22 protein-coding genes are annotated in these 24580 nt (G+C 55.0%); 17 read left to right on the forward strand and 5 right to left on the reverse strand.

What is annotated here, in order from left to right; translation table 11 throughout:
* The 9 genes from VB780_RS29830 to VB780_RS29870 form a co-directional block, all read left to right on the forward strand.
* On the forward strand, nucleotides 1–110 hold a 110-nt coding region (locus VB780_RS29830), incomplete at its 5' end, for a transposase (protein ID WP_323354874.1).
* Between the two features lie 200 nt (nucleotides 111–310).
* On the forward strand, nucleotides 311–883 hold the full coding sequence (locus VB780_RS29835) for a rhodanese-like domain-containing protein (RefSeq protein ID WP_323354832.1): 573 nt from the start codon (nucleotides 311–313) through the stop codon (nucleotides 881–883).
* Between the two features lie 35 nt (nucleotides 884–918).
* Entirely contained in the window at nucleotides 919–2673 is a 1755-nt protein-coding gene (locus VB780_RS29840; RefSeq protein ID WP_323354833.1) for a SulP family inorganic anion transporter, read from the forward strand.
* 78 nt (nucleotides 2674–2751) lie between these two features.
* Nucleotides 2752–4194 carry a cytochrome ubiquinol oxidase subunit I gene (locus tag VB780_RS29845; RefSeq protein WP_323354834.1) on the forward strand — a complete coding sequence of 481 codons (1443 nt, stop codon included), beginning with the start codon at nucleotides 2752–2754 and terminating at the stop codon, nucleotides 4192–4194.
* 23 nt (nucleotides 4195–4217) lie between these two features.
* Nucleotides 4218–5231: a cytochrome d ubiquinol oxidase subunit II gene (cydB, locus tag VB780_RS29850; RefSeq protein ID WP_323354835.1), complete on the forward strand. Its 1014-nt coding sequence runs from the start codon at nucleotides 4218–4220 to the stop codon at nucleotides 5229–5231.
* 154 nt (nucleotides 5232–5385) lie between these two features.
* On the forward strand, nucleotides 5386–5580 hold the full coding sequence (locus VB780_RS29855; protein WP_323354836.1) for a hypothetical protein: 195 nt from the start codon (nucleotides 5386–5388) through the stop codon (nucleotides 5578–5580).
* 71 nt (nucleotides 5581–5651) lie between these two features.
* Nucleotides 5652–8051, forward strand: coding sequence for a sigma 54-interacting transcriptional regulator (locus VB780_RS29860; protein WP_323354875.1), 2400 nt, complete (start codon nucleotides 5652–5654; stop codon nucleotides 8049–8051).
* Nucleotides 8052–8070: 19 nt separating this feature from the next.
* Nucleotides 8071–9081 carry a cysteine synthase A gene (gene cysK, locus VB780_RS29865; protein WP_323354837.1) on the forward strand — a complete coding sequence of 337 codons (1011 nt, stop codon included), beginning with the start codon at nucleotides 8071–8073 and terminating at the stop codon, nucleotides 9079–9081.
* Entirely contained in the window at nucleotides 9068–9700 is a 633-nt protein-coding gene (locus tag VB780_RS29870) for an NUDIX hydrolase (protein WP_323354838.1), read from the forward strand. Before cysK ends, VB780_RS29870 begins: the two co-directional genes overlap by 14 nt.
* A gap of 172 nt (nucleotides 9701–9872) precedes the next feature.
* Here the strand turns inward: VB780_RS29870 and VB780_RS29875 are convergent, their stop codons facing one another.
* On the reverse strand, nucleotides 9873–10118 hold the full coding sequence (locus VB780_RS29875) for a hypothetical protein (RefSeq protein ID WP_323354839.1): 246 nt from the start codon (nucleotides 10116–10118) through the stop codon (nucleotides 9873–9875).
* 37 nt (nucleotides 10119–10155) lie between these two features.
* Nucleotides 10156–11826 carry a SulP family inorganic anion transporter gene (locus VB780_RS29880; protein ID WP_323354840.1) on the reverse strand — a complete coding sequence of 557 codons (1671 nt, stop codon included), beginning with the start codon at nucleotides 11824–11826 and terminating at the stop codon, nucleotides 10156–10158.
* A 428-nt stretch (nucleotides 11827–12254) separates the two neighbouring features.
* On the opposite strand from VB780_RS29880, the gene VB780_RS29885 reads away from it, so the two are divergent.
* The 6 genes from VB780_RS29885 to VB780_RS29910 all read left to right on the forward strand — a co-directional run bounded on the left by VB780_RS29885 (nucleotide 12255) and on the right by VB780_RS29910 (nucleotide 18130).
* On the forward strand, nucleotides 12255–12485 hold the full coding sequence (locus VB780_RS29885) for a hypothetical protein (protein ID WP_323354841.1): 231 nt from the start codon (nucleotides 12255–12257) through the stop codon (nucleotides 12483–12485).
* Nucleotides 12486–12558: 73 nt separating this feature from the next.
* Nucleotides 12559–13440, forward strand: coding sequence for a hypothetical protein (locus VB780_RS29890; protein WP_323354842.1), 882 nt, complete (start codon nucleotides 12559–12561; stop codon nucleotides 13438–13440).
* 58 nt (nucleotides 13441–13498) lie between these two features.
* Nucleotides 13499–13819, forward strand: coding sequence for a metalloregulator ArsR/SmtB family transcription factor (locus VB780_RS29895; RefSeq protein WP_323354843.1), 321 nt, complete (start codon nucleotides 13499–13501; stop codon nucleotides 13817–13819).
* Nucleotides 13820–13853: 34 nt separating this feature from the next.
* On the forward strand, nucleotides 13854–14966 hold the full coding sequence (hemE, locus tag VB780_RS29900; protein WP_416349281.1) for a uroporphyrinogen decarboxylase: 1113 nt from the start codon (nucleotides 13854–13856) through the stop codon (nucleotides 14964–14966).
* Between the two features lie 120 nt (nucleotides 14967–15086).
* Entirely contained in the window at nucleotides 15087–17789 is a 2703-nt protein-coding gene (locus VB780_RS29905; RefSeq protein WP_323354844.1) for a bifunctional acetate--CoA ligase family protein/GNAT family N-acetyltransferase, read from the forward strand.
* Between the two features lie 167 nt (nucleotides 17790–17956).
* A complete protein-coding gene (locus tag VB780_RS29910; RefSeq protein ID WP_323354877.1) occupies nucleotides 17957–18130 on the forward strand; it encodes a CHAT domain-containing protein in 174 nt (57 codons plus the stop codon).
* Between the two features lie 350 nt (nucleotides 18131–18480).
* On the opposite strand, the gene VB780_RS29915 is transcribed toward VB780_RS29910, so the two are convergent.
* The 3 genes from VB780_RS29915 to VB780_RS29925 all read right to left on the reverse strand — a co-directional run bounded on the left by VB780_RS29915 (nucleotide 18481) and on the right by VB780_RS29925 (nucleotide 21969).
* Entirely contained in the window at nucleotides 18481–19104 is a 624-nt protein-coding gene (locus VB780_RS29915; RefSeq protein ID WP_323354845.1) for a Uma2 family endonuclease, read from the reverse strand.
* 106 nt (nucleotides 19105–19210) lie between these two features.
* Nucleotides 19211–21343 carry an FxSxx-COOH system tetratricopeptide repeat protein gene (gene fxsT / locus VB780_RS29920; RefSeq protein ID WP_323354846.1) on the reverse strand — a complete coding sequence of 711 codons (2133 nt, stop codon included), beginning with the start codon at nucleotides 21341–21343 and terminating at the stop codon, nucleotides 19211–19213.
* 152 nt (nucleotides 21344–21495) lie between these two features.
* On the reverse strand, nucleotides 21496–21969 hold the full coding sequence (locus tag VB780_RS29925) for a Fis family transcriptional regulator (RefSeq protein ID WP_323354847.1): 474 nt from the start codon (nucleotides 21967–21969) through the stop codon (nucleotides 21496–21498).
* 260 nt (nucleotides 21970–22229) lie between these two features.
* On the opposite strand from VB780_RS29925, the gene VB780_RS29930 reads away from it, so the two are divergent.
* Nucleotides 22230–23516 carry an endonuclease domain-containing protein gene (locus VB780_RS29930; RefSeq protein WP_323354848.1) on the forward strand — a complete coding sequence of 429 codons (1287 nt, stop codon included), beginning with the start codon at nucleotides 22230–22232 and terminating at the stop codon, nucleotides 23514–23516.
* Nucleotides 23516–24574 carry a hypothetical protein gene (locus tag VB780_RS29935; RefSeq protein WP_323354849.1) on the forward strand — a complete coding sequence of 353 codons (1059 nt, stop codon included), beginning with the start codon at nucleotides 23516–23518 and terminating at the stop codon, nucleotides 24572–24574. The genes VB780_RS29930 and VB780_RS29935 overlap by 1 nt, the downstream gene beginning before the upstream one ends.
* Nucleotides 24575–24580: the final 6 nt, after the last annotated feature.

Here is a 24580-nt window from a genome sequence, read left to right on the forward strand (position 1 = left end):
TCAACAATCGCTTGAAGCTCATCAAACGCTCTGGCTACGGGTTCAGAAATTTTGAGCGATTCAAATTACGCTGCCTCATTAGCTGGCATTTTCCTACTGCAACTGCATAATCAACCCGGTAGAGCCGGCAATATTCCGTCTGCTGCCTAGCTAGCTAGATTGATTTCGATGATTTATCCCCTGTTGATAATGTGGTGAGATTAAAAAATGCTACAGGAATCTATGGGGGTAGATTTTAATGCTCGACCCGCTGCGAAAAATCTCTTCGCAGACTACATTGTTCAAAATATTCAACCGTTAGGAACATACAATGACGAGCACAAATGAGATGCCTATCAGCAAGACCAAGTCAGTCAAGCAGAATCGCTTGAAGATCCTTGATCCAGCTTCCCTAAAGACATTAATTGATCAGCAGGCTGTTGCTTTAATAGACGTACGTGAACCCGCTGAACATGCAGGTGAAAAAATTCCCGGCTCGATCCTAGTTCCATTGTCCAGTTTTGACCCGACTAAGGTGCCAACGAGGTCTGGTCAACCAACTGTTCTATACTGTCGAACTGGCAATCGTTCGGCCCAAGCCGCGCAGAAATTATTTGCGTCTGGCGTCAGCGAAGTGACCCACTTAGAAGGAGGTTTGTCAGCCTGGGTAAAGATGGGCTACCCAACCCAGGTGAATAAAACCGCGCCGATTAGTCTAATGCGACAGGTGCAAATTGCAGCTGGCTCACTCGTTGTCATTGGCACTGTATTAGGTGCATTTGTTTCGCCTTGGTTCTTGATCCTCAGCGGTTTTGTGGGATCTGGACTAGTGTTTGCCGGGATTAGTGATACGTGTGCGTTAGGAATGCTGATTGCCAAAATGCCCTGGAACCAGCGTGTTTAATATCTAAACTAACCAGACTTTTGGTGAAACTAAAATTGACTAAGAAAAGTAGTCCGTTTTTCCCATCCAGCCAATTCCTTCACCGTCATATTCCTGCATTTGATTGGTTGCTCAACTATAAATCTAGACACCTAGTCGGAGATATTACCGCTGGCATTATTGTTGCCAGTCTGCTCATTCCGCAAAGCATGGCCTATGCCCTGTTGGCAGGCTTACCACCCCAAATTGGGCTCTACGCCAGCATTGCCCCTGCGATTATTTACCCACTCTTGGGGACTAGTCGGGTGCTGGCGGTTGGCCCCGTTGCGGTGGACTCTCTCATGGTAGGAGCGGCGATCGCTCAGCTAGCCCCCTCAGACACGACTCAGTATGTGGCCATAGCGATAACCTTGGCCTTCTTGGTTGGCCTACTTGAATTATTCATGGGAGTATTGCGTCTGGGTTTCTTAGTCAATTTTCTCAGTCGTTCTGTTATTTCTGGCTTCATTAGTGGAGCGGCTGTGATCATTGCCTTTAGCCAGGTCAAACATTTGTTTGGGCTAGCAATTCCCTCTACTGAGTCCTTTTTTCAATTAGTAGCTTTAATTATTAATAACCTTTCCCAAACTAATTGGGTGGCGCTAGCCTTAGGCTTATTCAGCGTTGGGCTGTTGCTTTATTTCAACGGCCCTTTGGTGAGGCTGCTTCAGCGTTTGGGATGGAGCGAGCAAAAAATTCTGCCGGTATCTAAGAGTGCGCCGCTTCTAGTGGTTATTTTAGGCACGCTTGTAGTGTGGGGATTCCATCTCGACCAGGCGGCAGGGATCAAGGTCGTTGGCGATATTCCTAAAGGGCTACCGGCGTTTACGGTGCCCCTTTTAGATATGCAAACGCTGCAAGTATTGTTACCAGCTGCCCTCGCTATCGCCCTAGTGGGCTATATGGAAGGCTTTGCGAGTGGACAGTCACTAGCTAACAAACGGCGCGAAAAAATTGATGCTAATCAAGAACTCGTTGCCTTTGGGGCCGCAAACCTGGGCGCAGCATTTACCGGTGGATATCCGGTGACAGGAGGCTTGAGCCGCTCTGTGGTCAACTTTGCGGCGGGGGCTAATACGGGACTGTCATCCATCATTACTGGCCTGTTAATTGCGATTACAGTGATGTTTCTCACGTCACTATTTTATTTTTTACCCCAGGCTTGTCTGGCTGCCATCATTATTACCGCCGTCTATAAGCTGATTGATTTTGCCACGCTGAGACGGATGTGGGTCTACGACAAGGCCGATGGCCTGGCCTGGGCAGTTACCTTCTTTGCGGTATTAGCTCTAGGGGTTGAACAGGGAATTATTCTGGGTGCCCTGATTGCTCTGGGACTGCACCTTTGGCGGACAAGCCATCCTCATATTGCCATTGTTGGACGTGTCGGCGATTCAGAACACTTTCGCAATGAGTTACGCCACTCGGTGAAAACAAGCCCTGATGTTTTGGCCGTTCGCATGGATGAAAGCCTTTACTTTGCCAATGCTAAGTATTTAGAAAATTTCCTGAATCAGGCGATCGCCGAGCGCCTAGATATAAAAAGTGTGTTGCTTGTCTGTAGCGCCATCAATATAATTGATGCCAGTGCTTTAGAAATTCTAGAAACACTGGCGGCTGACCTAAAGCGGCTAAAAATTGAGTTTTATCTCTCTGAGGTTAAAGGCCCCGTCATGGACAAGCTTGCCTCGATTGGATTCGTAGATTCTCTTGGCAAAGATCATATTTTTTTAACGACAAATCAAGCCATGCAAAATTTGGCAGGAATTTAAGAAGCTACAGTAGAAAGGGCTGTGATTCAAGCGGGTTACGTTCATCGAATATAAACGAACTTGAACTGAGGTTGGTTCATGGATCTTCTATCAAATACTGTTGCCCTCTCGCGCATGCAATTTGCTCTGACGGCAATTTTTCATATGCTGTGGCCCGTGCTCACCACCGGGATGTCTATCTATTTGGTAATAGTAGAGGGGATGTGGCTTAAAACCCGCAACCCCGACTACTACCGCCATGCCCGCTTCTGGTCAAAACTCTTTTTGCTCAACTTTGGTATTGGGGTGGCCTCGGGGCTGCCGATGGAGTTTCAGTTTGGCACCAATTGGGCACCGTTCTCCGAGGCAGTGGGCGATTTCTTCGGCAGCATTCTGGGCTTTGAAGGGGCGATGGCCTTCATGCTAGAGGCCGGGTTCCTGGGCATCATGCTGTTTGGCTGGGGGCGGGTACACCCAGCCATTCACTACTTGGCGACCGTTATGGTGGCCTTTGGGGCCAACCTCTCGACGTTTTGGATTTTGGTAGCGAACTCTTGGCTGCAAAGCCCAGCGGGCGGCGAGATGGTCAATGGCAAGTTCATCGTCAGCGATTACTTCCAGGCGATCGCCAACCCCTTCATGGTCAAGAGCGTGTCACACATGTTCTTTGCCACCCTAGAGACCTCTCTGTTTGTGATTGGCGGCATTAGCGCTTGGTACATTTTGAACAATCGACACCAGGCGTTTTTTGCGCGATCGCTCAAAATTGTCCTCGCCGCCGCCGTGGCGGTGACGCCGCTGCAAATCTACATCGGCCACCTCAGTGCCGAACAGGTTGCCCACTACCAGCCCACCAAACTAGCGGCCATGGAAGCCAAGTGGGAGACCAGCCCCGCTGGTCAACCCGCTGACTGGAGCCTGCTGGCCATTCCCGACGAGGCTGCCCAGAGAAACTCATGGGAAATCACCATTCCCAACGGGCTGGGCTATATTTTGGAATTTAAGAAAAACCTGTCTGAGCCGGTACAGGGGCTGAAGGAGTGGGCACCGAGCGATCGCCCCCGCATGGTGGGCCTGATCTACTATTCCTTCCGCATTATGAGCGGCATTGGCTTTTTCCTCGCTGGGCTGATGCTGTGGAGTCTGCTCCAATGGCTACTGGGCAACCTCTCCGCTGAGAAAATTGCCCAGCAAAAATGGCTGCTGCGCACCTGGATCTTTGCCGCCCCCCTGGGCTATATCGCGGTGGAGTCGGGCTGGATTGTCCGCTGTGTCGGGCGGCAACCCTGGGCGATGTACGGAGAAATTCGCACCGCCGATGCGGCTTCTCACCTACCGGCGGGGGAGGTGCTCACATCGCTCACTCTCTTTGCAGTGGTGTACTCCATTCTGTTCGTTTCGACCCTGTACTTCGGCAGTCGTATTATTCGCCACGGCCCTAATCTAGACCTGCCCATCCCAGGGCTAGACGGTCAACCGGCGATAGAGACCCAACCCGCCACCTTCGTACCCGATCAACGCCCCGTGGAAGCTCAGCAGTAGAAGCCCAGCAGTAGGTCAGCCCTATGGACGCATTACTCCATTTTTTGCCCCAGGTTTGGTTTGTCATCCTGGCCCTATTCCTATTTCTTTACGTCATGCTCGACGGGTTTGATCTGGGGGTGGGCATTTTGTCGCTCACCAGCTCAGACGAAGAGCGGCGCAGCATTTTGATGACCAGCCTGGGTAACATCTGGGATGCCAACGAAACCTGGCTGGTGCTGATGGGAGGGGCCTTATTTGGAGCTTTTCCCCTGGCCTATGGCACGATTCTAAGCGCCCTCTATATCCCCATTTTCATGATGATATTCGGGCTGATTTTTCGTGCCGTAGCCTTTGAATTTCGTGAGCATTCTGACCGCAAGCTGCTGTGGAATTTTGCTTTTGGGGCGGGCAGTTTTATGGCGGCTTTGGGTCAGGGGTTTGCCTTGGGCGCGGTGATTGAAGGAATTGCGGTGGACGCGGCGGGTCACTTCATTGGCTCGATCTGGGACTGGCTCGACTGGCGATCGCTCCTGGTTGCCCTCACCTTAATTCAGGGGTACGTGCTGATTGGTTCCACCTACCTGATCTTGAAAACTGAGGGTGAGCTGCAAAAGAACCACTATCGCACCGCTAAACTGGCCGCTATCACCACGGTTACTGGTGCGATTTTGATCACCATTGTCACCCCCATCGTCTATGAAGCAGCGCGAACCCGACTCTTAAGTCCGCCCTTGGTGTATATCTTTGCGGTCATTCCCGTGCTGGGGGTGGTGCTAGTGGGGCTGCTGCTGCGCAGCCTGAACCAGGAGGAAGAAGTTACGCCATTGATTTGGACAATTTTAATTTTCTTGCTCACCTTTGTCGGGCTGGGTTTAATTGTCTTCCCCTATATCATCCCAACTCAAATCACCATCTACCAAGCCGCTGCTGCCCCCAGTGCACTGGTGTTTATGCTCACCTTTATTGGGGTTTTGATTCCGATTATGTTGTTCTACAACATTTACAACTACATCGTGTTTCGTGGCAAGGTTGTCGGGGATGTTTATGGAGAATAAAACGATTTGTCTCCTCAAGATTAACGGTAACAACCCTGTGGAATGAACTGGTGCAGGTGCTGGGCCTCAAACTCTAGGCAGCCAGCAGTGGGTGAGACATCACCCATTGTTGCTAAATTCAGCCGTTAACCCTTAGGGTCACTACACTGACAGCATGGTTTCTCTCCCTGCCTCATCGCCTCCCGTAGATCTAGATCATCACCCCCTGGGGATGGGCCTGGAGGGGTTGCCCAACGACGATTTAGCTCTCATCGAGGAGCGCTGTAACTGGCTGCGGTTTCATCGCCTGTGGGGGCAGCTGCCAGAGCCTGCCCAGCAAGACCTGGCGCGATCGCTCCACCTTGAGTAGGTGGAGCGATCGCGCTGATCTACCGCGAAGGGCAACCCGCCATTGGGCTATATCTGCTGAAGTGGGGGGCCATTGAGGTTAATCGGCTTTCTCCCATTGGTAAATCGCTCATTCGCCAGCGCAGTGCGGGAGAGCTGTTTGGCTATGTGTCGCTGCTGGCCAACCCAGACAGCGCCAGGCACCAGACCCAGGCGATCGCCCTGACAGCCAGCGAAATCTGGTTTTTGCCCCAGGCCCAGTTTCATCACTTGATGCAGCAGTATGCCGAACTTGAACACTTGTTTAACGCTCTGCTGGCCCAAGATCTCAATGCCTTCAGTATCCGTATTGCCCAAGAACAACGCCGCATCCAGGGGGTGCGAGATTATATCCATGCGGTGCCCACTGGCGAAACGATTCTTGGCAGCAGCAAGTTCAGCCAAAAGCTGAGGGCAGTCATTGACCAGGCGACCGCAACACTCCAACCTGTAGTCCTGCAAGGGTCGCCGGGCACTGGCAAGACCTTTTTAGCCGGTCTGATCCATAGCCGCTCTGGCCTCGCCGAGCAACCTTTTGCGGAGCTAGATTGTGCTCAGCTACCTCGCTCAGCGGACGGTAGCCTCGACACCGATCGCCTATTTGGTCGACTCGGCGGTGCACCGGGTCTGATTGAACTGCTGGAGCGGGGAACGTTGTTCCTGAGCAATCTCCAGGTGCTCAGTGGGGAAGCCCGCGATCGCCTAGCTCATTACTGCAACACCAGAAATATTCTGCTCAATGCCGCGTCTAGTGAACCGCCCAAAGCAGTCCAGTCTTGGGTGCGCTTAATTCTGGCATCTCCTGAAAAGCTGGTTCTGCCAGGAGTAGAGGCCATTGCCATCAAACTATTTAGCCTGCCCCAGCGCAAGGCCGACATTCCAGACTTTGCCCATCACTTTCTTGCCCGATTTTGCCAGGCCCAAAACCGCCCGTCGCTGACCCTAGATCAGGCCGATCTGCGCCGCTTGATTAGCTACGATTACCCTGGCAACCTATCCGAACTGGCAGAAATTTTGCACCGGGCGGTGATTATGACACCTCCCGGACAAGTGGTGATTCCTGAGCAGGCCCTATGGTCAGTGCAGTCGGCCAAAAACGCCTTTCGAGTAGATTTGCTGACCCAATTGCCCTGGCTACGGCAAGTCTTGCTCAGTCGTTGGTACCCCGAAGGATTGTGGATCGTGATGATGGCGGTGTTTGTGCCCGTCACTTTAGCTGGGTTTCTGGGGCCGCAAACCCGAGACAGCAGCGTCACGCTAAATTTCTTTTGGGCCTGGTGGTGGCCGGTTTATCTGCTGCTCTTTGTCTTTATTGGTCGGCTTTGGTGTGCCGTCTGCCCCTTTATGATCACGGCGGAATGGCTGCGCCGGTTCTCCCTTTGGCTGTTTCCCCGCCAGCAGCTCCCCTGGCCGACCCGGTGGCTCAACCGGTGGGGAGCGTGGGTGCTGTTTGGCGGCTTTGTGGTGATTTATCTTTGGGAAAAGCTGTGGGATTTGCCCCACCACGCCTATCTCTCGACCTGGTTACTGCTGGCGATTACGGCAGGGGCCGTGATTTTTAGCCTGATTTACGAGCGGCGACTGTGGTGCCGCTACCTCTGTCCCATCGGCGGTATGAATGGCATGTTTGCCAAGTTGGCCATGGTAGAGTTGCGCTCAACCCAGCAGGTGTGTGGCAGCCAGTGCAGTACCTTTGGCTGCTACAAGGGCAGCAGCGCGACCCCCGTCATCTTTGCCGATGCCCTGCCTAACGAAGGGCAAGCCACCGGAGGCTGCCCGCTCTATTCGCACCCGGCGCAGCTGCAAGATAACCGCGACTGTGTGCTGTGCATGACCTGCCTGAAAGCCTGTCCCCATCGTTCGGTGCAGCTGAATCTGCGGTTTCCCACCTCAGATTTGCTGGACAACCACCAGGCGTTTTGGGCCGAAGCGGCATTGCTATGGCTGCTGTTGGGCGGGGTGTTGATGCATCACAGTCAACGGATCCTAGCTGGGTTGGGGTACCCCGCTATCCCCATTGATGCTGACCATTTTCTGAGCAGTGCCGCGATCGCCCTAGCCCTGCTCAGCCTTCCGGCTATGGCAACCTATCTGACCCACGCGATCGCCCGTTTCCTCGATCCAAAACAGCCAGATTACCTTACCGTCATCTACGCCTATCTGCCCTTTACCCTGGCTCTCAACCTGGCTCACTATGTGCCAGCCGCGATGACCGAAGCGGGGCAAATTTTGCCGGTTTTGGCTCGCACCTTGGGCCTTAGTGGAACAGGGCTACCCACCCTCACTTGGAGTGCCGATGTCGCAGCATTCGTGCAAGGGGGCACGCTGCTCTCAGCTTTGGTGTTCAGCATTTATCCGCTGCTGCGCATTACCCAACGTCCTCTACTCAGCAACTTGCCCCACCTGGTGCTTATGGTCGGGCTAACGGCAGCGGGCTTTTGGCTTTTCGTTTAAACTCCCTTCCCCCTGTCCTATGAACATCTATGCCAATGTGCTTGACGCTATCGGTCATACCCCATTAGTCCAGCTTCAGCGGCTGCCACAGCGGTGGGGCTGTGAAGCCACTCTAGTGTTAAAGCTAGAGGGCTTGAACCCCGCCAAATCGGTTAAAGACCGCATCGCGGCCAGCATGGTTTTAGAAGCGGAGCAAGCTGGGTTAATTCAACCGGGCATCTCCACTGTTGTTGAGGCGACCTCTGGCAACACAGGCATTGGGCTGGCGATGGTCTGTGCGGCCAAGGGCTATCGGCTGATTTTGACCATGCCTGAAAATATGAGCCGAGAACGACAGCAGATAGTGCATGCCTACGGGGCGGAGGTAATTTTGACCGCCGCCGAAGCCGATATGGCCGGGGCGATCGCCCACGCCAATTACCTCCTCACCACGCTGCCGAATGCTTTCTCACCCCACCAATTCAGCAACCCCGCCAATCCTAAAATTCACTATGAAACTACCGGCCCTGAAATCTGGCAGGATACCGATGGCGACCTGGCGGTTTTAGTGGTGGGTGTCGGGACAGGAGGCACCCTCACCGGGGCTGGGCAATACCTCAAGCAGCAAAATCCTCATATCCAGATTGTGGCGGTTGAACCAACCCACAGTGCCGTACTCAGCGGTCAACTGGCAGGGGAGCATGATCTCCAAGGCATTGGGGCAGGGTTTATTCCCGATGTCTTGCGAGTGGATTTGATCGATGAAATTGTTACAGTCACTGAGGCCCAGGCTTACGAAACTGGGCGACAGCTGGCCCAGGTTGAAGGTATTTTGAGCGGTATTTCAACCGGGGCAGCAGTCTATGCCGGGCTGCAGATCGGGCTGCGATCGCGGCATCACAGTCAACGCATTGTCGTTATTCAACCCAGTGGAGGAGAACGATACCTCAGCACCCCCATGTGGAATGCAGTCAGCCCCGAAGCAGAGTTGGCTGAACACCCCAGCGCCTCCGGTCATCCTTTACTAGGAGGGAGTCATGCCCCCGCATGATTCGCCCTGTTGGCAGGTTCAGGATCGCTTTCTAGAACTCCACTCTCGTTGGCTGACGCTGATCGGTGAGCACTGGCAAGATGCCCAGGGGCAAGATCTAGACTATTGGCGGATCGAAAAGGCCGACTCAGTTATCATTTTGCCGATTCAAGCGGATGACCTAGCTCAGCCTCACATCTTGTTGCTCGCCGCCAGCTACCGGCCTGGGGTTGGACAGGTAACGCTCGACTTTCCGGGAGGGAGGCGCTTGACGGAGCAAAAGCCCGAAGCCGCTGCGATCGCCATCCTAAAGCGAGAATTAGGGCTTGACGCCATTGCCATTACTCAGCTCACTCCTCTAACCACCCCCGGTTGGGCCATTAATAGCTCCTTCTCCAACCAAAGACTCTATGGGTTTATCGCTCAGCTCGATCCAGCTACCCCAACCGCCTTGGCCGCCGTTGCCTATCGCGCCAATGCAACTGGCGTTCACCAATTACTCCAGCAGTTAACCTGTTTGCAATGTCGAGCGGTGCTCCTAGAGTGGTATCTGCACCAAGGCTGGGCGTTTGATCTTGACTCAAGAAAGTGGACAGATCCTAGGGGTGAACCTGGCGGCAGCGTAGGTGTTTTGTCCTGAGCAGATGGGAACCATCAGCTATCCTCGCTGCCCGCAGCCACATAAAAGGACTCGCGAGACAATAAGATACCAGTTGCCGTACAGGTGAGTGTCTTCGCTGCAAAACCGCCGTAGAGATTCAAGACTTTGTCGAGCTTTCATCAGCTGACTTCAGGGGGATGAATGGCAGATATCATGGGTGTTGGCGTTCTGTTTTCTCTCCCAGACGTTCGGTAATGATGGCCTTGATGGCAGATAGCTGCATATAGAGGCATTGCAGGTTGGCTTGGTGGGCGGCACAGAAGGGAGTCTGTTGCAGACGCTCAATCTGCTGCCTAATCACTAGCAGACGCTGCTTGACATGGGGCAAAAAGATATCCAGGTCGGTCTCTTGCTCGAGAGTATCTAGCCCCTGGGTTGAAGGTTCAGTAAAGGGCATGGCAACAATGTCTTGGGTTACGGGATTAAGGTCTGGGCTAGGTTTCTAGAGTTGTCAGTTGCTTGCGGGTACTTTCTGGCGGGGAAACATGGCTGGTGAGGGAGCGAATGGCGGTATCGGTGGTGTCAAAGCAGTTGTTTGCGCCAATGTGCGCCAGCAGGCCGCTACGCTCCAGCAAGTGCTCTACCTCGGGCTGCAACCCGCTCAGAATTAAGCGGCAGCCTCGGCGTTCTAGGTCGTGGTAGATATCCTCCAGCGCCACCAAACCAGTGGTATCCATATTCGGCACGAAGCGCAGCCGTAAAATCAGGTACTTCACCTCCGGCTCATCGCGCAGAAAGGTGGCGAAGCGCTCGGCAGCACCAAAGAACAGCGGCCCATCGACCCGGTACACGGCAATTTGCTTGGTCAACTCTAGGGGCACCCCAGGGGGAAACGCCTCGGCCTCGGGCACTTTGCCCATGCTGAGGTCGCTCATGCGCTTGATAAACAGCACCCCGGCGGCAATCAGCCCGACCTCCACCGCCAGCACTAGGTCAAAGCAGATGGTAACCATCCAGGTCAGCATCATCACGGCAAAGTCGGCGTAGGTGGCCCGCAGCAGCAGGCCGATCGCCTCCCACTCGATCATCCGTAGGCTGGTGACCATGAGAATGCCCGCCAGCGCCGCTAGAGGAATCTGGGCCGCTAGGGGTGCCAGAGTGAGCATAATCGCCGCTAGAGCCAGCCCATGAATTACTCCCGACAGGCGGGTTTTGCCCCCGGCCCGCACGTTGACAGCGGTGCGGGCGATCGCCCCGGTGGCCGGTATGCCGCCAAAGAACGGCACCACCACATTGGCAATGCCCTGGCCGATTAGCTCGCGATCGCTGTTGTGCTTCTCACTCACGGTCATGCCGTCGGCCACCACCGCCGACAGCAGCGATTCAATACTGCCCAGGGCTGCTAGAGCTAGGGCCGGGTTAATCAATTCGCGAATTAGGCCAAAGTCATGCCAGTGAGGAATGCCGTGGGGCAGGGGCAACGCCTGAGGAATGGCCCCGATTGTCGGCACATTGAGGTGGAATCCGGCGGCGATTGCCGTTGCCAACACCAGTCCTACCAGTGACCCCGGAATCGGCGTCGAGAGCCTGCCCCAAAACAGCTTAGTGACGATAACCACCAGGGCTAGGCCCACCGCTGCCCATTGGGTCGCCTCGATTTGGGTAACGGTCTGCCACAGCCCCGGCAAAAAGTGATCGCTGCGGGGCAGTTGCAGCCCAAAGAAGTTGTTGAGCTGGCCAAAGAAAATAATCACGGCAATGCCGTTAGTGAAGCCTGCCGTCACCGGGTAGGGGATAAACTTCACCAGTCGCCCTAGCTTGGCCACCCCCAGAGCGACTTGAATCAGCCCCGCCATCAGCCCGGCCAGCCAGACTTTCTCAATGCCGTACTTGGCCACAATACCGATCAAAATCACGGCCATGGCCCCGGTGGGGCCGGTAATCTGCACAGGGGAGCCACCAAAGATGGCGGCCAGAGTACCCGCCACAATCGCCGTGTAAAGCCCCGCTTTGGGGTCTACACCGCTGGCGATCGCAAAGGCCAACGCCAGCGGCAGCGCCACAATGGCAGCGGTCAACCCGCCAATCAAATCGCCTCGCCAATGGGTGAAAAGGGGAGGTAATAACCGGGAGAAGCGGCCTTGGGAAGAAATCAATTCTGTCATGGGTTCAAGGAACCTCCTAGTTCCAAAGCAATGAGGTTGTGAGTCAGAACAGCCTGCTCCCTCCGATGAGAAGATCTCCGGCTTGAAGAAAACAAGGAGCTTAGGCCCCTTGACCGAGATTCAGGAAACCAGGGAATGTCCACAACCTACTAACCGGGTATTGAAGCGGTCAGCGAACCCGGAGTCACTATACCTAAGCATACATAGATTATAGTCTTTGCATCTATCTATCTTAACAATCTTGCAGATAGATATTCATGTTAGGGTTTACCCACGGCATCTCTAGCCCAACTGGATGACTGTCCGTGGCATAGTCTGTGGGCATTAGTGCTCTAGAAACATGCCCACACTTTCTTCTTTTGCTGGCCGTTATAGCCCCTAACGGGAAGCGCCGCCGGGCTCATTCCACCGCTTCAGTGAGTTTGTCCATGCACATTCGTACAGAACTGTTTCGGCGGCAGTTAGCTCGCCAGTTTGCCCCCGTTGCGCCTGACCCTGCCGCCACGCTTTGGTGCATTATTCGTCCCCTGCCTTCCCTCAAGAGTGTGGTCGTTGCCCGTTTCCCCTCCCGCTCCAAGGCTGAAGCCCACCTCAATTTCCTCAAGCACAGCCGCCCCGATACCCCCTATGAAATCATGTTCGACGCCACAACCGACTGAACCTCGAAGAGTGCACCGCCCAAACGCTTCAAGCCATCACTTCTTTTCTCGGCCCTCGTGGCCAGGCGTCCCCATGCTAGATATCCATATTTTTGATGTTGATCACGGTTTTTGTGCCGCCATTGACCGCTACAACCACCACAGCATTTTGATCGATACCGGCTTTAACACGCGTACCGGTTTTAGCCCGTGGCAGCATCTGCTCAAGCGCCAGTGTCGCACCATTGACTGTCTAGTGGTGCCCGCCTATAGCCCAGACAATTTAGCAGGGATTCAACCCTTGCTCGATCACTGCCTTGAGCATGGCCTCAACATTAATTTATTGGTGGCTAACCCTACAGTAGATGCTGAGCAATTTCCTGAACTGAAAGCCGCTTCTCTATGGGCTAAAAACTATCTGGATGTCACGACAAAGATGCATCCTGAATGCCAAAAAACTAGCCAGCACATGAAAGTTGATGACGTTGATCTCTCTTTCTTTTGGAATGCTCAGGACACCTATCAAGCCTCGCATGACTTGAGCCTAGTGACATTTGTCTCCTACGACGATATTGAGATTGTGTTCCCCAGTAACCTGACGGCAGCAGGCTGGCAGGCTCTGCTCCAGTGCGAAGATTTTCGCACCCACCTACGGCGGGTCAACACGTTTGTAGCGTCTAACCATGGCCACGAAAGCGGCTACTGCCCCGAGGTGTTTAACTACTGCCGCCCTGACGTGGTGCTGATCTCGAATCAGGGGAACGAGCGGGTGTCTTCCGCGATGTTGAACCAGTACAAAATTCACGCTAAGGGAGCGTCGGATGGAGTGTGTGATGGTCAAAGGCCGGCACTTGAGGGCCATCGCAAGGTGCTCACCACCTACGACAATGGCACCATTACCATCTCAAAATGTTTAGATCGAGTACGCCACATTACCGCCAAATCTTTGGTGCATCAGGTTGAGGCTATAGCCTAAAATGACCAATGCTAAGCTATATGAAGAGATTGCTAGCTACACAGCCCAATTTAGATCTATGACGTTTAAGCCCAGCTATTTTAAGGCAGACCTGTTTAAGGTGTTGTCGAACCCGGTGCGAATTCAAATTCTCGATACCCTGCGAGTGGGCGAACAGAGCGTGGGCTACATCGCCGAATGGCTCGAGCTAGATGCCTCTGCGGTGTCTCAGCAGCTCTCGGTACTGCGCAGCCGCAACCTGGTGGTCAGCCGCAAGCAGGGCAACTTTGTCTTCTACGCCGTGCGCGACCCAGCCATTTTTAAGGTGCTCGATGCCGCACTGGAGGTGTTTAACAACCACCTTGTGGATGTGCGTGACGCCCTCGAACAGCTCGAATAGCCTTATCCCCTCACCCCCCTACCTCTTACTCCCCATGCCTCTATCCCTCGCCCCACCCGAGACGGCAACTGCTGTCTTGGCGGATCGTCTAGTGCTTGCTGCCCAAAATCAACCTGTTGATCGCCTAGTGCTTGCTGCCCAAAATCAGCCCGTTGATCGCCCACCTGTGTGGATGTTGCGCCAGGCGGGCCGCTACCTCAAAAGCTATCGAGACCTGCAAGAGAAGTACCCCTCCTTTCGCGATCGCTCTGAGATTCCCGGCTTAGCCGTGGAGATCTCTCTCCAGCCCTACCGTGCTTTCAAGCCCGACGGAGTGATTTTCTTCTCTGACATTCTCACGCCCTTGGCAGGGATGGGGGTAACCTTTGAGATTGTCGATCACAAAGGGCCAATTCTGGCGGAGACGGTGCGCTCTCAGGCTCAGGTGGATGCCCTCCGCCCGCTCAACCCCGAGGCCTCTCTACCGTTTGTTGGTGAGATCCTGCGCACCCTCTGCGACGAGTTGCAGGGACAGGTGCCGGTATTGGGCTTTGTTGGTGCGCCCTGGACTCTGGCCACCTACCTGGTAGAAGGACAAAACTCGACCTACTATAGTGTGATCAAAGAAATGGCTTGGCAAGAGCCCGTGTTACTGCACCAGATGCTGGCCCAACTGGCTTGCTCTATTGCCACCTACGCCCTCTACCGAGTTCAAAATGGGGCGCAAATGATCCAGATCTTCGACTCTTGGGCAGGCCACCTGACGCCCCAAGACTATGCCACCTTTGCCCTGCCCTACCAGTGGCAGGTAATCCGGGCCGTCAAAGCGATTTACCCTGAGGTGCCAGTCACCCTCTGCGTCAACGCCAGCGCTGCCCTGCTGCCGTTGATGGCAAAATCTGGGGCCGATGTCATTCACGTTGACTGGGCCATCCCGATGGCCCAGGCGCGAGCGGTGCTGGGCGATCGCCCCGTGCAGGGCAACCTTGACCCCTGCGTGCTGCTAGGGTCGCGGGAGCTGATCCGCGAGCGCACCCTAGATGTCATTCGCCAGGCCGGTTCCCGAGGCCACATCATGAACCTCGGACAGGGCATTTTACCCAACACCCCCGAGGAGAATGTGCGATATTTCTTTGACACTGTCCGCAGCGCCACCTGCCATAGCTAAACCCAAAATTTTTAGCAACTTTTATAAGGTGAGCAATGTCCGCTCTCCGCGGCGATTAATTCATTCAAAATTGCGAATTCAAAATTAGTAAATCATGCTTGCTTCTACGGGGACTTGACCATGCTGACCTGCCCCGATCCGGTGACGGATCTTTGGAAAACAGGGAGTCATCCCCTTGATCCGATCTTCGCGCCCCGGTCGGTGGCGGTGGTTGGCGCTACCGAGCGACCCGGCAGCGTGGGCCGTACTGTGCTGTGGAATCTAATCAGCCATCCCTTTGGCGGTACGGTGTACCCGATCAATCCCAAGCGGCGCAACGTGTTGGGCATTCAGGCGTTTGATCGCATTTCCTCCCTCCCCGAAGCCCCCGACCTGGCCATCATCGCCATCCCAGCCCCTGGGGTGCCCGCCGTGGTGCAGGAGTGCGTGGATGCCGGGGTGAAGGGGGCGATCATTCTCTCGGCGGGGTTCAAAGAAATCGGCCCCGAGGGCATTGAGCTAGAGCGGCAAATTAAGGACATTGCCCTTGGACGTCTGCGCCTGATCGGCCCCAACTGCCTGGGCATCCAGAACCCGCTTACCGGCTTTAATGTCACCTTCGCCAGCCAGGTGGCGAGGCGGGGGAACGTAGGCTTTATCAGCCAGAGCGGTGCGCTTTGCACCTCGATTCTTGACTGGAGTCTGCGGGAGAACGTGGGCTTCAGCGCCTTTATCTCCCTAGGCTCAATGCTCGACGTGGGCTGGGGCGACCTGATTGACTACCTAGGCGACGACCCCCACACCCACAGCATCGTCATCTATATGGAATCGATTGGGGATGCCAGGTCGTTTCTCTCGGCGGCGCGGGAGGTGGCCTTGAGCAAGCCCATTATTGTGATTAAAGCCGGGCGCACCCAGGCAGCAGCCCAGGCAGCGGCCTCCCACACAGGGTCGCTAACGGGCAGCGATGCGGTACTAGATGCGGCCTTTCGCCGCTGTGGCGTGCTGCGGGTTGACAACATCGAAGAGTTATTTGATGCCGCCGAGGTGCTGGCCAAGCAGCCGCGCCCCCGTGGCCCACGCCTGAGCATTATCACCAACGCGGGCGGGCCGGGGGTGCTGGCGACGGATGCGTTAGTTCGCGCTGGGGGAACTCTGGCGGAGCTTTCGCCCGCTAGTGAGGAGGCTCTAAATGGGGCGCTGCCCGCCCACTGGAGCCACAGCAACCCCATCGACATTTTGGGCGATGCGGAACCGGCCCGATTTGCTGAGGCTCTTAAAGCCGCCTTGGCTGCCCCTAACAGCGACGGCTGCCTGGTGGTGCTCACCCCCCAGGCGATGACCGACCCGACCCAAACCGCCCAGGCGGTGGTGGATACCTGGCGCAGCAGCGAATCGAGCCAGCCGATTTTGGCCAGCTGGATGGGCGGCGCAGAGGTAGACGCGGGCGAAGACATTCTCAACCAGGCGGGTATACCTACCTACCGCTACCCCGATCAGGCAGCGCGGTTGTTTGGGCTGCTGTGGCGGCACAGCTACGCTCTTAAGGGACTGTATGAAACGCCCACCCTGGCACTCAACAACGGCATTGACCGAGGAGCAGTGGCAGAGATTCTGCACACCGCCCAGGCTGCTGGGCAGACCCTACTCACTGAGGCAGACTCCAAGGCAGTGCTGGCGGCCTACGGCATTCCCGTAGTGGAAACCCGGATTGCGGCGACGGTGGAGGAGGCGATCGCTGCCGCCGATAACCTGGGCTACCCCGTGGTGCTCAAGCTCTATTCCTACACCCTCACCCACAAAACCGATGTGGGCGGCGTGCAGCTCAACCTCGACAGCGACCACGCCGTTCGCCGCGCCTTTGATCGCATCCTCGTCAGCGTCACCGAAATGGCTGGGGCCGAGCACTTCCAGGGGGTCACCGTGCAGCCAATGATCCGCGTCGATGGCTATGAGCTAATTTTGGGCAGTAGCCAAGACCCACAGTTTGGCCCGGTGTTGGTGTTTGGCAGCGGTGGGCAGCTAGTCGAGGTGTTTCAGGACAGTGCGATCGCACTCCCCCCCCTCAACAGCACCTTGGCCCGCCGCCTAATGGAGCAAACCCTAATTTACAAAGCCCTCCAGGGTGTGCGGGGTCGTCAGGCCGTCGATCTAGATGCCCTAGAGCAATTGCTAGTGCAGTTTAGTCAGCTCGTCGCCGAGCAGCCCGAGATTGAGTCCATTGACATCAACCCGCTGCTGGCATCCCCCAACGGTCTGCTAGCCCTGGATGCGCGGGTGATTTTGCGATCCTCTGCTTCGCAGCCCATTCCCCTAGCCATCCGCCCCTACCCCACCCAATACATCTGGCCTGGGCACGACGGCATCACCATTCGCCCTATTCGCCCAGAAGACGAGCCGCTAATTATCGCTTTTCACAAAATGGTGTCTGACTACAGCATTTACCTGCGCTACTTCCATACCATCAAGCACAGTACCCGCATCGCCCACGATCGTCTCACCCGCATCTGTTTTAACGACTATGATCGCGAGATCGCCCTGGTGGCCGAAGCCAGTGCCCCCGACCCCAGAATTATCGGCGTCTGTCGTCTCACCCAAAAGCACGGCCTGCCCGAGGCTGAGTTTGCCATGCTGGTGGCCGATCCCTACCAGGGCCAGGGCTTTGGCACCGAGTTGCTGAGCCACCTGATCGATGTCGCCCGCGCCGAAGGGCTAAAGCGCCTAACAGGGGAAATCTTGGCTGAGAACGATGGCATACAGCACCTGTGCAGGCGGGCTGGGTTTCAGCTCAAACCCACGACGGAACTCGGCATTTTATCCGCCACTTTAGATTTGAGCCTCTAATCCTAAGGCCTGACGGGTCATGGGCTAAGTCCGTCTCTACTTGCAGCACAGCTGAGTAATCGCTGATGGGATGCAGGCTAGGGATGGTACTGGCGCTAGAACCGACGCCAGAGCCGAATCGCAATAGGCAACCTCTCATTGCTGCCGTTGGAAGGACAGATGATGGCATGGGGCGCAGCAAGGCCCTGCGTCAGGTACATCTGGACATGATCCGCTCTGAGATCGAATATTCACACCCCTACTGCTGGGCCGCTTTTGTCCTTGCTGGCGACTGGCACGCCCTTAATACCTCTGCCCTTAATTTTTCCACATTGAGCTTTAAGCTATGTAGCTTGACTTAATTGGGGTAAGTTTGGGGTAACGCTAAATTTGTGGTTCTAAAACCCTTGCCACGCAAAAAGTGATTCACAGCTTCCCAAGCTGACGTTCTACCTTTTTGAGCTCTAATCTATTTACCAAAACACTACAAGTCCATAACATGTTCACGCTTTTTTAGGCATTGCCCTTGAACCATGGGTAATGCCCCAACATTCTCAATACGTCGTTGTGTTTGCTTGAGGGCTATGGGTAGTCGCCTTTGCATCACAGCTGAGTAGCAGCTGCTGTCATCGGCTTTGGTGTCGGGGTTATTGGTGCCGCTGCCGGAGGACGCTTAAAGGTGGCATTCATTCATAGCAGCTGAAGATCAATCTCATCCAACCCCGAGGATGGCTTTGGCGGTCAGGTTCAAGTTGGGAAAGACAGAAGACATAATGCGCTGATCGCCGCGCAGCAATTGCCGGTCGTAACGCCCTTCTGAGTTCAAAATACAGAGGGTTAATGTGGGTTGTTTAGGCCGACCAATGAAGAATTCGCCGCCGAGTCCTTGATAGTCTGCGATCCAGTATTCTGGAATGCCCAGTAGGGCGTAGTCTTCAAGTTTGCGAGCGTAGTCGTTTTGCCAATTACTACTGACGACCTCCGCCACAAATTTGACGGTGCTCCCAAGCGTGACAACGGGTTGGCTGGCCCACAGCGGCTCTTGAGGGAGGGAGGCTCGGTCTAGGACGATCACATCGGGGCGAAACCCAGTCTGGTTGGCCAGGGGTTTGATTAAGCAGCGATGGGGGATGAAGTAATCGGCCCCCTGCTGCACGATGTCGTAATTGAGCCAGCGGGCGATCGCCGCCGCCACTTCCTCATGAGGCCCCGTCGGTTCCAAATCAAACAGTTCTCCGTCAATGAGTTCGTAGCGACTGTCATCGCCATACTGAGCGAGAAAATCCTCAAGGCTCAGGGAAATGGGTTGTGTGGGTCGATCGCTTGCGAGTGCCATGGTTGCTCTGGCTGCCCTTGGTGGTGCTATAGGCGAACGGTAAGCTTTGTATCAGTTTATCGCGATCGCCCAATGCAGGATACTCACCTGTCCCTCGACAGCAGCGTTATCCCTGCTGCAACTGTGCCAACACGTCTTGGGTGAGAGGATGCTTAGACATGTCTGCGGTGCGCTCCGCTATCATTACCTGCCCCAAGAAGTAAACAAAGTTTTGCAATGTTGTTTGCGTATTAGGATGATTTTCTCCAAGTTGACCGAACAAAATGGAAAGCGCTTTCAAGTATAAGGTTTCCGCTTCCTTGTACTTGCCCTGGTCATTATGTAAAAGTGCCAAATTATTCAGACTTTGTGCAGTGTCTAGATGATCTTCGCCAAGCTGTGAACGTCTAATTTGTAATGCTTGCCAGTATAGTGGTTCAGCATCTTCGTAGCGACTTTGCTCACGATACAGTTCTGCTAGATTGTTCAGGCTGGCGGCAATATGTGGATGGTCTTCGCCTAGCCATGAGCACATGATTTTCAAAGCTTTTTGGTAGAGCGGTTCAGCCTCTCCATAGCGACATTGAGACTGGTATAAGAAAGCCAGATTATTGAGGCTAAACGCGGTATTTAGATGATCTTCGCCAAAATGATAACGTCTAATTATCAATGCTTTTAAATAGAGATGTTCAGCTTCCTTGTTGAGACCTTGAATCTCATACAGCCCTGCCAAATTATTTAGGCTAGTGGCAGTATCAGGGTGCTCTTCCCCAAGCCGTAACTGCCAAATTTGTAGAGCTTTGAGATAGAGCAGTTCAGCATCCCGGTAGTGACCTTCTGACTTGTATAACTCTGCCAGATTGTTCAGGCTTTGAGCCGTACTGAGATGGTCTTCACCAAGCACTGATTTCCGAATCTCTAATGCTTGCACATAAAGCGGTTTGACTTCCCTATAGCGTCTTTGTTCGTAGAGAAAGTAGCCTATTTGATTTAATAGAAATGCTAAGTTGAGTGTTTCCGTGGCCTGCTGACGATCAATTGCCTGCACCTGTTCTACCAGGCGTCTACACCTCTGCCAATTCTTGAATTCTGGAGATGGAAATGTGGTATTTAGAGCATTAACCGTGCGATCAAGCCATTGCTGCCGTTGTTCTGGAGTGAGGCGATCGCGCAAAACTTCCTGCACCATGCGGTGAATGCTGTAGCGGTCATCCGTTTCTAACCGAATCAGAGAATAACGGGTCAGTTCCGCCAGCAGTTCAGGGATTATCAGCTCATCCTCTGCCACCTCAGCTAAGGCAGTTGCCAATGTCTCTCCCAGGTGATCTTTACCCAGGCTCAAAATCTCGTAGGGAATATTATCCGGTGCCAGGAATGCACTCAGTTGCAACACATCGGCGGCAGCGGGGCTGCTGGCCTGCACCGCCTCAAAGTTGATCTGCCAGGTAGTAGCCACCGACGCAGGATAGTTACCCATCTGGGGCTGCTCTTTTTCTAGCACCTGCAAGCGTCGCTGCTGGTAAGACCGCAAATAGACGGCAAAACTTACCCCTTTAGTCTGGATATAGGCCGCAGCCTGCTCCAGTGCCAGGGGCAGGTAGCCGAGTTCCTGAGCTAGAGTCTCTAGGGCTTGCTGCTCAGGCGAATCGAGGGTATCCCGTTGGGTGCGTCGCTCCAAAAAGGTATGGGCCTCTTCTGGGGCCAGGGTATCGAGGGCGATCGACTGACCCACCCCCAGCCTTTCCAGTCGCGGCAGTCGCGAGGTGATCAATATGCGTCCGTTAGGTGCATTGGGGAGAAAAGGCTGTACAGCATCGGGATCGTCCACGTCGTCGAAAATCAGCAGCCAGCGATCGCTCGTAGATAGCCAGCGTTTTACTGCCGCAATGTTCTCATCCAGCTTATTTTCCCGATGGTTGGGCAGGGCTAGATCAGTAGCGATCGCCCCAAAACTACCAGCCAGTGTCAAACTGCTGGCATTTACCCACAGCACCCAGTCATAGCCAGACTCTTGCTGAAAATAGCGATAGGCATATTCCACCGCCGTTTGGGTTTTGCCCACCCCGCCTAACCCGTGGATTGCCTGGGACTGACTAAGGGCGGCAGTGTCCGTTTGCCCCAGAGTGTCGTGGAGCTGGATAAGGATGGCGTCCCGCCCAGTAAAGAACTCGTTGCGCAGGTAGGGCACCGTGAAGCGCTTGGGTTCCGTCTTCGGGGGCGGCGGCAGATGAACTGTTTGGGTGACATCCCCAATCGTCAAGTTGCCCGCAACAGAAACCCCTCGGAGGACAGTTTGCTCAACCTGCCACAGCCCAGACTGCGGTTCATCTGGGCGCGATTCTTCTGGAACTGGTGGATTTTTGCTCAAGCCCTTACTCCTTCACCCCAGTCAAAAGTCGAAAGTTACCAGGTTTACTGCTTCTGGGTGATATCGCCAATTTTTAGATCGCCACCCACCCCCAGATTGCGACCCACGATTTGCTCAGCCACCCCTGTTTCACTCACCTGCTCAACATTGCCCACTTCCACATTGCCCCTGACCCGCACTGTGTCCAGCACCGCTTGCAGGCCGGGCGACTGCGCCTGGATTTGTTGATTTAGCGCTTGCAGTTGCTCGGCAAACAGCTGATCTTGCCGCATTTGGGTCAGCAGAACGGTTTCTAGCAGCTTGAGATTGGCGTCGGTGGGTTCGGCTTCAGCGATCGCCAGCACACCCGCCGTCTGGGTGGCCGTCAACTTGTCTTGCACTGCCCTGCGCGTCGCCTGGATAGCCGCACCACTTTTTGCCAAGGCCGCCTCCCCCACCTTCTCGCCCACTTTTTCCAATGCCTTGGGGACAACGTAGGTGGTAATGGCTCCAGCTAACAGGGATAACGGTTCAACCATCGGGGCAATCCTCCAAAAGCGAGCGAAGCTATAGGCAGCCGTGACCATCTCAGTTTTAGCCCAAGTTCGCGTTTACACCCACTTGACGGGAGTAATGAAGTCGCCGTCCCAGGGTTTGCAGTCCTGAGCCCCGCCCCTGAAAACCTTTACAACATCCCCTTCACACACCGATTGAGCTTTGGTTAAGCAGAGCTATCTTGGGATGAGTCGGATGAACCCTGGCTAGCATTGAATTGACCGTGCAAGGGTGTTTCTACGTTTTGACCTTTGACCCGCAGTCCACAGCGATTCCCGCAGGGAACGCTTCGCGAATTACCCGCCTTACCCTACATCAGTCCCAGCGGTGTCAGGCCATTCCAACGCTGTCGGTTCTACAGGGAAAAGCCATTGCGGCCCGTCAGCTGTGGACCCAGTGGTCAAAACAGACAGACCGATTGACGGGTGTGGGGGTCTACACGTCCATCGCCACCCTTCTCGAAACCTGGCTCACCACGATGGCCCTTCAATGCCGGTCTTCGACCATCGCGCAGCACGATGATCTGCGATCGCGGATCCTGCAAAACTTTGCCACCCTGGCCCATCGCCCCGAAGCGGAACTAACCGCCTTCTTAGCCAGTACCAGCGACTACCAGCGTCAGCTGTTTTGGCAGCAGCTAGCGCCCCTATCAGAGGATGCCGATCAGCTCCGAGCCATCCTCACCTGGCTCCCTGCCTTCCCCAGTTCAGAGCCACAAACTAAGTCCCTGGCGCTAGCGGACTCCTCTACGGTGCTGGCCAGCTTTGCTGCCGTAGCTCGGCTATTTCCACAGTCTGTGGTGCCGGGGTTGTTGGTGCTGCTACCCGAGGATGATCGGGCCGCTGTCGCCCTCACCGCCCTCGCCCAGTTGGTAGAGGCGGTGCCGCAGATTCCGGTAGCCCTGGCGCTAACCATTGCCCAGGTTCAGTACTTGCTAAACGAGCTGCCCGAATCGAGAGCTAAGGCAATGTTGCGCGGTGGCCTAATCGATGTCCCGTCTTTCGAACCGGGCAATATTAGGCAGTGGTTGAGCACTCATGGCCTTGACGACGAGCAGCTTCAGCCCCTGCTTCACCTGGCCGAAACGCACGGAACTACCCCAGAAGCCTTGGATACGGCACTGACTCTCCTGAATCAGGCTCACCAGCCCGATACAGCAGAGGCAGCAGAGGTTTATCGCAGTCAGGCGGAGTGGTTCTTGTTTCAGTATCTAGAGGCCAAACCGACGACCGTGGGGCGATTTCAGGTGAATGCGCGGTTAGACATCGACTTTGGCGGTCGCCCGATGGAGGTGGATTTTCTAGACGCAGCGGCCAAAATTGTGATCGAATTAGATGGCCACTATCACTTTCAATCCCTCGACAACTACCGCCGCGATCGCCGCAAAGATCGGCTGTTGCAGCAGCAGGGGTTTCTGGTGCTGCGCTTCCTCTCAGAAGATGTGGTTAGAGACCTCGAAGGCATTCTCGATGCCGTTGATCAGGCCCTCGCTACCCGATCTTCTTCCATCCCCCAACCTTCGGAGGCATGATGCTTTCACTGCAACCCATTCCCCTATCAGACCTGCTCTTGAGCCGCCTACTCTTCGCCGATGCCAACGGTATGACCATCAGCGAGTTGAAAGCTGCCCTAAAGGCGATCGCTGGCAGCGAGCTATCGAACACCGCCTATACAGAGCAAATCGAAACCACTCTCACCAACCTCAGCAAGCAAGACTACACCCAGCCTGTCAGCTCGGCCCGCCACCAACTGAGCGATCGCGGGCGTCAGCATATCCTCGACGGCCTCAGACTCAAGACCCTGCCCCCTCGACTCCAGTGGAAAACCCTAAAGAATACCGACTGGATCGCCCACGCTTTTAACCTGCCTGCCCTTTCGACCGAGACCCGCAGACGGTTAGCGGAGGCAGACGGACTGCGAGCGGCCATCCTCCAGCAGGGCTTTGACCTGCCCATTGCCCCCTTTGGCACGCTCACCCAGGCGCGCAATGCCCTGCTGTGGCAGCATCTGTGCAACCCCCAAACCGCTGAACGTCTCCAGGCAAAGCTTCCCGACCTGCGACAGCAATCGTTTAACCAGGGCACCGTCATGGCTGCTCTGCTGAATGATTTACTTCAAACCCCCAAGCCCCTGTCCTGGGACAAAGCGCTGTCGCAGCTGGTGGCCAAGGTCGCCCAAGCCAAGCGCACCACCCCCGATGAACTGCGCACCGCGATTTTGCGTCAGGCCCTGCCCAGCAGCGCCGCGCCGCCACCCCCAAAAACCGACGCCCCTACCACTAACACCTCACCTACCCTGTCAGATGAAGCGTTTGCTGAGCTTACTCTCAACGCGGCCAAAGCAACTCAAGATGGCCGGTTAGGAGATTCCAAAGTATTTATCTCTCGGGTCTGGGCAACCTTACAGCAACAGCACCCAGACCTAACGCTCAGTCTAGAAGACTTCAAACAGCGTTTGGTAACCGCTAATCAGCAGCGAAGACTCGATCTAAGTCGGGCTGACCTGGCCTACGCCCTAGATGCCAACGATGTATCGGCCTCCGAAATTAATCATCTAAACAGTACGTTCCACTTTATTCGTCTTGACTAAAGCCAA

The sequence above is a fragment of the Leptolyngbya sp. CCNP1308 genome (genome assembly GCF_034932455.1).
GTDB lineage: Bacteria > Cyanobacteriota > Cyanobacteriia > Phormidesmidales > Phormidesmidaceae > Nodosilinea.

Excerpts from the sequence above, each read along its gene's own strand:
- VB780_RS29870 (WP_323354838.1), top strand. The coding sequence starts at position 9,068 with ATGCCCCCGCATGATTCGCCCTGTTGGCAGGTTCAGGATCGCTTTCTA.
- VB780_RS29845 (WP_323354834.1), top strand. The coding sequence starts at position 2,752 with ATGGATCTTCTATCAAATACTGTTGCCCTCTCGCGCATGCAATTTGCT.
- VB780_RS29935 (WP_323354849.1), top strand. The coding sequence starts at position 23,516 with ATGCTTTCACTGCAACCCATTCCCCTATCAGACCTGCTCTTGAGCCGC.
- cydB (WP_323354835.1), top strand. The coding sequence starts at position 4,218 with ATGGACGCATTACTCCATTTTTTGCCCCAGGTTTGGTTTGTCATCCTG.
- VB780_RS29910 (WP_323354877.1), top strand. The coding sequence starts at position 17,957 with ATGGGGCGCAGCAAGGCCCTGCGTCAGGTACATCTGGACATGATCCGC.
- hemE (WP_416349281.1), top strand. The coding sequence starts at position 13,854 with ATGCCTCTATCCCTCGCCCCACCCGAGACGGCAACTGCTGTCTTGGCG.
- VB780_RS29880 (WP_323354840.1), bottom strand. The coding sequence starts at position 11,826 with ATGACAGAATTGATTTCTTCCCAAGGCCGCTTCTCCCGGTTATTACCT.
- cysK (WP_323354837.1), top strand. The coding sequence starts at position 8,071 with ATGAACATCTATGCCAATGTGCTTGACGCTATCGGTCATACCCCATTA.
- VB780_RS29875 (WP_323354839.1), bottom strand. The coding sequence starts at position 10,118 with ATGCCCTTTACTGAACCTTCAACCCAGGGGCTAGATACTCTCGAGCAA.
- VB780_RS29895 (WP_323354843.1), top strand. The coding sequence starts at position 13,499 with ATGACGTTTAAGCCCAGCTATTTTAAGGCAGACCTGTTTAAGGTGTTG.
- VB780_RS29890 (WP_323354842.1), top strand. The coding sequence starts at position 12,559 with ATGCTAGATATCCATATTTTTGATGTTGATCACGGTTTTTGTGCCGCC.
- VB780_RS29905 (WP_323354844.1), top strand. The coding sequence starts at position 15,087 with ATGCTGACCTGCCCCGATCCGGTGACGGATCTTTGGAAAACAGGGAGT.
- VB780_RS29925 (WP_323354847.1), bottom strand. The coding sequence starts at position 21,969 with ATGGTTGAACCGTTATCCCTGTTAGCTGGAGCCATTACCACCTACGTT.
- VB780_RS29885 (WP_323354841.1), top strand. The coding sequence starts at position 12,255 with ATGCACATTCGTACAGAACTGTTTCGGCGGCAGTTAGCTCGCCAGTTT.
- VB780_RS29915 (WP_323354845.1), bottom strand. The coding sequence starts at position 19,104 with ATGGCACTCGCAAGCGATCGACCCACACAACCCATTTCCCTGAGCCTT.
- VB780_RS29855 (WP_323354836.1), top strand. The coding sequence starts at position 5,386 with ATGGTTTCTCTCCCTGCCTCATCGCCTCCCGTAGATCTAGATCATCAC.
- VB780_RS29835 (WP_323354832.1), top strand. The coding sequence starts at position 311 with ATGACGAGCACAAATGAGATGCCTATCAGCAAGACCAAGTCAGTCAAG.